Annotated in this window: 6 protein-coding genes and 1 pseudogene; 5 read left to right on the top strand and 2 right to left on the bottom strand. The window is 67.4% G+C overall.

What is annotated here, in order from left to right; genetic code table 11:
• Positions 1 to 194, bottom strand: a pseudogene (locus M6444_RS15265) (MarR family transcriptional regulator); the annotation flags it as partial.
• Positions 195 to 349: 155 nt separating this feature from the next.
• Here M6444_RS15265 and M6444_RS15260 point away from each other — a divergent pair.
• The 5 genes from M6444_RS15260 to M6444_RS15240 are packed head-to-tail and all read left to right on the top strand — an operon-like array spanning position 350 to position 5,946.
• The gene (locus M6444_RS15260) at positions 350 to 1,291 is read left to right on the top strand and encodes an ABC transporter ATP-binding protein (protein ID WP_298329105.1); all 942 of its coding nucleotides are present in this window, start codon (positions 350 to 352) and stop codon (positions 1,289 to 1,291) included.
• Complete coding sequence (locus M6444_RS15255) at positions 1,288 to 2,946, top strand: hypothetical protein (protein WP_298329103.1); 1,659 nt, start codon at positions 1,288 to 1,290, stop codon at positions 2,944 to 2,946. Before M6444_RS15260 ends, M6444_RS15255 begins: the two co-directional genes overlap by 4 nt.
• A gap of 21 nt (positions 2,947 to 2,967) precedes the next feature.
• Positions 2,968 to 3,804 (top strand): phosphatase PAP2 family protein, encoded by an 837-nt coding sequence (locus M6444_RS15250; protein WP_298329101.1) that lies wholly within the window; start codon positions 2,968 to 2,970, stop codon positions 3,802 to 3,804.
• Positions 3,805 to 3,814: 10 nt separating this feature from the next.
• On the top strand, positions 3,815 to 4,795 hold the full coding sequence (locus tag M6444_RS15245) for an ArsA-related P-loop ATPase (RefSeq protein WP_298329097.1): 981 nt from the start codon (positions 3,815 to 3,817) through the stop codon (positions 4,793 to 4,795).
• A complete protein-coding gene (locus M6444_RS15240) occupies positions 4,792 to 5,946 on the top strand; it encodes an ArsA-related P-loop ATPase (RefSeq protein WP_298329094.1) in 1,155 nt (384 codons plus the stop codon). The genes M6444_RS15245 and M6444_RS15240 overlap by 4 nt, the downstream gene beginning before the upstream one ends.
• A 7-nt stretch (positions 5,947 to 5,953) precedes the next feature.
• On the opposite strand, the gene M6444_RS15235 is transcribed toward M6444_RS15240, so the two are convergent.
• A complete protein-coding gene (locus tag M6444_RS15235) occupies positions 5,954 to 8,413 on the bottom strand; it encodes a transglycosylase domain-containing protein (RefSeq protein ID WP_298329091.1) in 2,460 nt (819 codons plus the stop codon).
• Positions 8,414 to 8,584: the final 171 nt, after the last annotated feature.

Raw genomic sequence — 8,584 nt, 5'->3', positions numbered from 1 at the left:
GCAGGGCTCACCCGCAACCCCTCGGCGAGCTGAGCAGCGGTGTACCGGCCGTCGTCGTCGTCAGCGGCGAGGACGTAGGCGAACACCCGTGCGGGCATACGCGGCAAGCCGGAGTCCATGAGAATGAATGCGAACTTCTCGACGAACCTGAGCAGCGTGTCGCCATCAGTCTCCGACGGAGTCGGCTCGGTCATCGTCGGCTCCCCACCGTGCAGTCCACGTTCCGTCATTCTGCATGCCGGCAATACAGAGTCGGCCCCCCGTCGCGCTCTGGGCGTCCTTTATCACACGCATCTTATCGTTTTTTTGAAGATTCACAAATCTGTGAAAACTCTGTAGGGTGTTTCGCATGACACCAGCGATCGACGTCAAGGGACTGGTCAAGACCTTCGGCCCGGTCCGAGCTCTCGACGGCCTCGACCTCTCCGTGGCCACCGGCGAAGTACACGGCTTCCTCGGCCCCAACGGAGCCGGAAAATCCACCACCATCCGCGTGCTACTGGGCTTGCTGCGTGCGGACTCCGGCCGCGCGAGCGTGCTCGGCGGCGACCCCTGGCACGACGCGGTCGAGCTGCATCGCCGGCTCGCCTACGTGCCGGGTGACGTCAACCTGTGGCCGAACCTCACCGGCGGTGAGGCGATCGACCTGCTCGGCCGACTGCGCGGTGGGCTGGACCCCAGACGCCGGGCCGACCTGCTGGAGCGCTTCGCCCTCGACCCGACCAAGAAGGGCCGCACCTACTCCAAGGGCAACCGCCAGAAGGTCGCCCTGGTCGCCGGGCTGGCCTCCGACGTCGAGCTGCTGGTCCTCGACGAGCCGACGTCGGGCCTCGACCCGCTGATGGAGGCCGTGTTCACCGAATGCATCTCGGAGTTCATGGCCGACGGGCGGACCGTGCTGCTGTCCAGCCACATCCTGGCCGAGGTGGAGAAGCTGTGCGATCGCGTCAGCATCATCCGCGCCGGCCGGGTGGTGGAATCCGGAACGCTGGACGACCTGCGCCACCTCACCCGCACATCGGTGACGGCCGTGACCGAACAGCCGCCCACCGGGTTGGCCGACGTGGCCGGCGTGCACGATGTCTCGCTTGATGGCAACCGGGTCGAGTTCGAGGTGGACACCGACCACATGGACGCCGCGATCCGCGAGCTCAGCCAGTTGGGTGTGCGTTCACTCATCAGCCATCCGCCGACGCTCGAAGAGCTGTTCCTGCGCCACTACGGCGACGAGATCCAGCCCGGTGACGCGAACGACGGTGCCAAGGTGGAGCAGGCGGGGGGCCAAGCATGACGCTCACCACCGCCGACCGGCCGACCCCGGCCGGCATCACCACCTCCGCGGGTGGCAACGCGCTGGCCGGAACCGCGACCCTGATCCGGTTCATCCTGCGCCGTGACCGGATCCGCCTTCCCGTCTGGCTCGCCGCACTCACCCTGACCACCGTGTCCACGGCGGCCAGCTTCCCCGATCTCTACCCCACCGAAGTGGAGCGGCAAGCGCGAGCCGCGCTGTTCGACAGCCCGGCCGGCATCGCCATGAGCGGGCCCGGATTCGGCCTGGACAACTACACCTATGGCTCCATGCTGGCCCAAGAGATCGTCGGCTTCGTCGCTATTCTCGCCGGGCTCATGAGCGTGCTGCTCCTGGTCCGCCACACCCGCACCGAAGAGGAGACCGGGCGGGCGGAACTGGTCCGCGCCGGTGTCGTCGGGCGGCACGCTCACCTGGCGGCCGCGGTGATCGTCGTCGGCTCGGCCAACCTCGTGCTGGGCGCGCTGCATGCGGTGCTGTTGCCCAGTATGGGCCTGGAATCGATCAACTGGACGGGTTCGCTCGCCCTGGGGGCGTCCATCGCCGGGGCCGGGTTGGTCTTCACCGGCATCGCGGCGGTCACCGTCCAGGTGACCGAGTACTCCCGCGCGGCATCCGGGTTGGCCGGTGCCGCCATCGGTGTCGCCTACGCGCTGCGCGCCGCCGGTGACATCGGCGACAACGTGCTGTCGTGGCTGTCCCCGATCGGTTGGTCGCAGCAGACCCGCTCCTATGTCGACGAGCGGTGGTGGGTGCTGCTGCTCCCGCTGGTCGCCACGGTGCTGCTCGTCGCTACCGGCTTCGTCCTGAGCACGCGGCGCGATGTCGGCTCCGGGCTGCGCCAGTCGCGTCCGGGTCCGGCACAGGCGTCGCCTCGGCTCACGACGCCGCTGGGTTTCGCGCTGCGTCTCCACCGTGGTGCGCTGCTGTGGTGGTGCGTCGGGATGGGCCTGTTCGGCTTGGTTTACGGCAGCATCATCTCCGATGTCGAGCAGTTCGTGGCGGACAACCAAGTTCTGCAAGACGCGATGGCCGATGTCGGCGGGGCGACGCTGATCGATTCCTTCCTGGCGATGGTCGTGTCGATCCTCGCCACCGTCAGCACCATCTTCGGAATCCTGGCCATCCAGCGGATGCGCAGCGAAGAGACGAGCGGGCGAGCCGAGCCGCTGCTGTCCACGGCGCTTTCGCGGGCCAGATGGGCCGGCAGTCACCTCGTCGTGGCCCTCGGCGGCGGAGCTGCGGTGATGCTGGCCGCTGGGCTCGGGCTGGCGATCACGGCCGGGTTCGCCCTCGACGACGCGGCGGTGGCCGGCGACATTCTCGGTGCCGCGCTGGCCTACGTTCCCGCGCTGTGGATCAGCGTCGGCCTGGCCATCGCGATCTTCGGGCTGATCCCGCGCGCGATCGGCCTGGCGTGGGCGGTCCTCGTGTACGCGCTGGTGCTGAGCATGCTCGGTGGCCTGCTGCAGTTCCCTGAGTGGATGAACAACCTCTCCCCCTTCGAGCACGTTCCAGCGCTACCTGCGGAGGAGTTCACCATCACACCCATAGTCGTACTCACCGCCATCACGGCGGGATTAATCTGGATTGGCGTCGCCGCTTTCCAGCGACGTGACTTGACGACGAACTGATTGCACAGTGGGGGATCACGCGTGGCTACGACGTCCACCGCGGTCCCTCCGGCGGGGGGCAGTCCTGCGCCGGAGCGGCCGCCCGCCCGCGCCCGTCTCGTCCACATGTTCAGCGTGCTGTTCCGGACGCCGCGGCGGCCGCGCTTCATCGCCGAGGTCGCGCTCGTCGCCCTCGGGTACGGACTGTACTCGCTCATTCGCAACGCCGTACCCGACGTCGAGACCGAAGCCATCGCCCGCAGCCTCAGCATCTGGAAATTCGAACAAGGCCTGGGTATCGACTTCGAGCTCTGGCTCAATCACACGATGCACGCCGTCAACTGGCTGACGGTCACGGCGAACTACTTCTACGCGACGATGCACTTCATCGTCACCATCGCCGTGCTGGCCTGGCTGTTCTGGCACCATCCGGGGCGCTATCGGGCAGCGCGCACGGTCCTGGCGTTCACCACCGGGCTGGCGCTGATCGGCTACTTCGTCTTCCCGCTGGCACCGCCGCGGCTGCTGCCCGACGGCCCGTTCTTCGACACGGTCGTGCTGCACGACACCTGGGGTTCCATGGCCTCCGGTGACCTGCAGAACCTGTCCAACCAGTACGCCGCGATGCCGTCGATGCACGCGGGCTGGTCGTTGTGGTGCGGCATCGCCATCGTCATGTTCGCGCAGCGGCGGTGGGTCCGGATCCTGGGCATCCTGTATCCGCTGGCGACGCTGATCGTCATCACAGCCACGGCCAATCACTACGTTCTCGACGCCGTGGGCGGCTGGGCCACCCTCGCACTCGGGTTCGGCTTGCAGACTCTCCTGCACGGCCGTCCGGTGTCGGCCTTTCACCGCGACGTCATGGCGGTTACATAAGCTAGCGAGGATGGGCGACTGGGAGGGCGTGCGGCTACACGTCGTCACGGGCAAAGGTGGCACCGGCAAGACCACCGTCGCCGGGGCGCTGGCCATCGCCCTCGCGGCCGATGGTGGCCGGGTGCTCGTGGCTGAGGTCGAGGAACGTCAGGGCCTGGCGCAGTTGTTCGACGTCGCGCCGTTGACCTATGACGAGAAGCGCATCGCCGCCGCGCCACGCGGCGGCGACGTGTTCGGATCCGCCATCGATCCGCGTGAGGCGATGCACGAATACTTCGAGATGTTCTACCGACTCGGTCGGGCCGGCCGCGCCCTCGACAAGGTCGGTTTCGTCGACTTCGCCACGACCATCGCGCCGGGGCTGCGCGACGTCCTCGTCACCGGGAAGACCTACGAGGCCACCCGGCGCCGCACGTCGTCCGGTGAACCGGTGTACGACGCCGTCGTGCTCGACGCGCCGCCCACCGGCCGCATCACCCGCTTCCTCGACGTCAACACGTCGGTCACCTCGCTGGCTCGAGTCGGGCCCATCAACCGGCAGGCCCGCGCCATCACCGAGCTCGTCCACAGCCCGCGCACGGCGGTACACATCGTGACCCTGCTCGAGGACATGCCGGTTCAGGAGACCGCTGACGCCGTCGCCGAACTGCGTAGCGCCGAGATTCCCGTGGGTGCCATCGTCGTCAACCAGATGCGCCGTCCGCACCTGCGTTCCCGCGAGTTGACCGCGGCTCGCCGCCGGCGCCTCGATCGCGAAACCATCGCCAAGGGTTTGCAGGTGGCGGGGCTGCCGAACAACGACGGCGTGGTCGAGGTGCTCATGGACAACGCCGCGGCTCATGCCGAACGAGCGGCTCTCGAGAGGTCCCAACGGTCGGTGTTGAAGGAACTGGACCGCCCGACCTACGAGCTGCCGCACTACCCCGACGGCATCGACCCGACCGCGCTGTACGAGCTCGCTGATGTCCTCGCCGACCAGGGGGCGGCATGAGCGCGGCCGCCTACCCGCACCGGGCCCCGCAGCTACGCGCCGACCATCTCATCGACGACCCACGGGTGCGCATCATCGTCTGCTGTGGCTCCGGCGGGGTCGGCAAGACCACCACGGCTGCGGCCATCGCGCTGCGCGCGGCCGAGCGCGGGCGCCGAGCGGTGGTGCTCACCATCGACCCAGCCCGTCGGCTGGCCCAATCGATGGGGCTGACCGAGCTCGACAACACCCCGCGTGCCGTCCGGGGCGTGAACACCGAGGCAGGCGGCGGGCTCGACGCCATGATGCTCGACATGAAGCGCACCTTCGACGAGGTGGTGGAGGAGCACACCACCCCCGACAAAGCGCGCCAGATCCTGGCCAACCCCTTCTACCAGGCGGTGTCGTCGTCGTTCGCGGGCACGCAGGAGTACATGGCCATGGAGAAGCTGGGGCAGCTGCGGCATCGCTCCCAGTGGGACCTGATCGTGGTCGACACTCCGCCGTCCCGCTCGGCGCTGGACTTCCTCGACGCGCCGCAGCGGCTCGGGTCGTTCTTGGACGGGCGGCTCATCAGGCTTCTCAGCGGCCCGGCGCGTACCGGCGGGCGCAGCTATCTCAAGGTGCTGCACGCCGGGTTCAGCGTCATGACCTCGGCCATGACGAAGGTGCTGGGCAGTGAGCTGCTCCGGGACGTCCAAACGTTCGTCAATGCGCTGGACACCATGTTCGGCGGCTTCCGTGAGCGCGCCGACCAGACCTACGCACTGCTCAAGCGGCCCGAGACCGCGTTCTTGGTGGTCGCCGCGCCCGAGCCTGATGCGCTGCGGGAGGCGTCCTACTTCGTCGACCGGCTGTCACGGGATGCGATGCCGCTGGCGGGTCTGGTGCTCAACCGGATGCGCGTCGACCGCGCCGCGGGCATCGGCGAGGAACAGGCGATCGCCGCGGCCGAGCGACTGGAAGCCGCCGGCGAACACCAGCTGACGGCGTCGTTGCTGCGGCTGCACGCTGAGCACTTGCGCTTGGCCGCCCGCGACGAGCGGATCAGCGACCGGTTCAGCTCCGCTCATCCCGACGTGCCGGTGGTGCGGTTGCCGGCGCTGGCCGGCGACGTGCACGATCTCGACGGGCTACGCCAGGTCGGTGTGCACTTCAGCGGTACCGGCTGACGGTCGGTCAGCGCCAGCCGCTGCCGTCGTCGTCATCGTCGTCGTTGCCCTCGCCGTTGCCTTCGGTCGGGGGTGTCGGCGGAACGGTCGGCGGGTTGATCTCCCAACCGTTGTCGCCGCCGTCGTCGCCGTCATCGTCATCGTCGTCATTGCCGGGCGGAATGCCGTTGGAGACGTACAGCCCGATGCTGGTCCCTGACCCGACCTTGGCGCCGGATTCCGGGCTGGTACGCACCACCAGCCCTTTGTCCAGATCGGAGTTCACTTCGCCGGACACCGACGCATCGAATCCCTCGTCGGCGAGCTTCTTGGTGGCGTCGTCGACGGTCATGCCACGCACGTCGGGAACCTGCGTGGAGACGCCCTCGATGCTGCCGGGGTCCGGCTTCTTGAAATCCTCTTTCGGCAGATCCAGGGAGTCGTGGGCGTCGTCCATCATCTGCTTCCACACCGGGCCGGGCAGACACCCACCACATGCGTCGCTGACGTACTCGCCGTTGAAGGTCCGCCCGTCCAGGCTCTCCTGCGGTGCCTCGACGTCGGCGACCGCCACCGCGGTCGCCAGCTGCGGGGTGTACCCGGCGAACCAGACCGACACCGCGTTGTCGGTGGTACCGGTCTTACCAGCAGCGATCCGGCCGTCCTCGAGCTGCATCCTGTTACCGGTGGCACCGGAGTTGTGAATGACGCCCTGCAGAACCGAGTTCACCGCATCGGCCACCGACGTGTCGAGCACGCGGTTGCATTTCGGATCGGTGTGGTCGACCAGGACGTTGCCATCGGAATCGGTGATCTTCTGGATCGCGGTGGCCGGGCAATGCACTCCACGAGCCGCGAACGTGGCGTACGCCTGCGACATCGACAGCGGCGAAACCTCGTTCACGCCAAGCGCGAAAGACGGAACCTGCGACAAAGGTTGCCGCTTGCCGTTCTCGTCAAGATTGGCACGCATGATTCCGGACTGCTCAGCGATCGTGGCCGGCTCACACAGCCCGGTGCGCTGAGTCAGCTGCGCGAAGAACGTGTTCACCGACTTCTCGGTGCCGGTACGGAGCGTGAACGAGCCCGAACCGAGCCCGGAGTAGTTGCCCACACTCCACGACGCGCTACTTCGGTATTGGCCATCGCAGGTGGTGAAGTTCCGCTCGGGGATGCTCATGCTCGCTGGGGAGCTGATGGAGGTGTTCAGGCTCATGCCTTGGTTGATGGCTGCAGCGAGGACGAAGACCTTGAACGTCGAACCCGGCTGAATACCGACTCCGCCGCCCATGTGCTCGTCGACCGCGTAGTTGATGTTGCTGACGCCTTCACCTTCGACGCCGTACTTGCGCGAGTTGGACATCGCCCGGATGTAGCCTGTGCCCGGTTCCACCGTCGCCATCGAAGCGATCACGTCGTCAGTGGGCGCCACCCGGTCGAAAACCGCTTCGTCAGCTGCCTCTTGGACCTCGGGGCTCAGTGTGGTCCGGATGACAAGCCCGCCGCGCTCGAGTGCCATCAACCGTTCTTCCGGAGTTTCGCCGAGCTCCTCCAGCGTCCGGACCTCGTGCGTCACGTAGTCGCAGAAGTATCCCGCCCACGCGTCGGTGCAGCCGTCCGACACCGGCGTGACGTCGAGCCCGAGCTTCTGCTGGCGCGCGGCAGCCGCCTGCTTCTCGGTGATCCGCCCGGTCTGGGCCATCCGGTTCAGTACCGTGTTGCGCCGGGCCAGTGCGGCCTCGGGGTTGCGGGTGGGGTCGTAGTTGTGCGGCTGCTGGACCAGGCCCGCGAGCATGGCCGCCTGGGGGATGGTGAGCTCGGCGGCTGAGGTGGAGAAGTACGTACGGGCGGCCGCTTCGATGCCGTAGGCCCGAGCCCCGTAGTAGGCGATGTTGAGGTAACGCTCGAGGATCTCCTTCTTGCTCAGCTCCTGCTCGACCCCGACGGCCATGCGCAGCTCTTCGAGCTTGCGGCGGTAGCCTTCGACACCGCTGCTCGCCTGGACCTCGGCCAGCTCCTCCTTGGTCTCGGCCTGGGCGACCCGCACCAGCTTCACGTACTGCTGGGTGAGCGTGGAACCGCCGCCTTGGGTCTCGCCTGCCTCCATGTTCTGCATCAGCGCACGCATCGTGCCTTGGAAATCGATGGGCCCGCGTTCGAAGAAGCGGTCGTCCTCGATCGCCAGGATGGCGTTCTGCATGTTCTCGGAGATGTCGTCGAGACCGACGTAGATCCGGTTCTCGTCGAAGAAGGTAGCCAGGATGTGGCCCTCGGCGTCGAGGATCACCGAACGCTCGGCCATCGGCCCGGCATCCAGTTCACCCGGCATATCGGCGAACGCATCGGCGCTTTCGCGGGCTGTGAGCCCCAGCCCGGCCACCACCGGGAGGGCGAGCCCGGCCAGCAACACTCCGCTGAGCGCGCTGACGCCGACCACGAGGAACACTCGGCGGACCGAGGAGACTACGGCCGAAGGTCGCAAAGCCATGGTGGCATGTTACGTGGTCATGGCAAACTGGTGCGCATCGATAGCAATCGGATTCCGCTATCAGGATCCGCGCGCTCCGCGCCATCGGCCAAGTGGATGATCTTTGTTTCGGTCGATCAGGGTCTACCCATGACCACCCACTTTGCATAGCGTCACGCTCATCGGGGTGAA

Source organism: Haloactinopolyspora sp. (assembly GCF_027324685.1).
GTDB lineage: Bacteria > Actinomycetota > Actinomycetes > Jiangellales > Jiangellaceae > Haloactinopolyspora.
Note: the sequence above shows the minus strand (reverse complement) of the source record. Positions and strands in the feature narration are given on the sequence as shown.

What these genes read in the sequence shown, in the direction of transcription:
- M6444_RS15260 (WP_298329105.1), top strand. Translation starts at nt 350, where the DNA reads ATGACACCAGCGATCGACGTCAAGGGACTGGTCAAGACCTTCGGCCCG.
- M6444_RS15240 (WP_298329094.1), top strand. Translation starts at nt 4,792, where the DNA reads ATGAGCGCGGCCGCCTACCCGCACCGGGCCCCGCAGCTACGCGCCGAC.
- M6444_RS15245 (WP_298329097.1), top strand. Translation starts at nt 3,815, where the DNA reads ATGGGCGACTGGGAGGGCGTGCGGCTACACGTCGTCACGGGCAAAGGT.
- M6444_RS15255 (WP_298329103.1), top strand. Translation starts at nt 1,288, where the DNA reads ATGACGCTCACCACCGCCGACCGGCCGACCCCGGCCGGCATCACCACC.
- M6444_RS15235 (WP_298329091.1), bottom strand. Translation starts at nt 8,413, where the DNA reads ATGGCTTTGCGACCTTCGGCCGTAGTCTCCTCGGTCCGCCGAGTGTTC.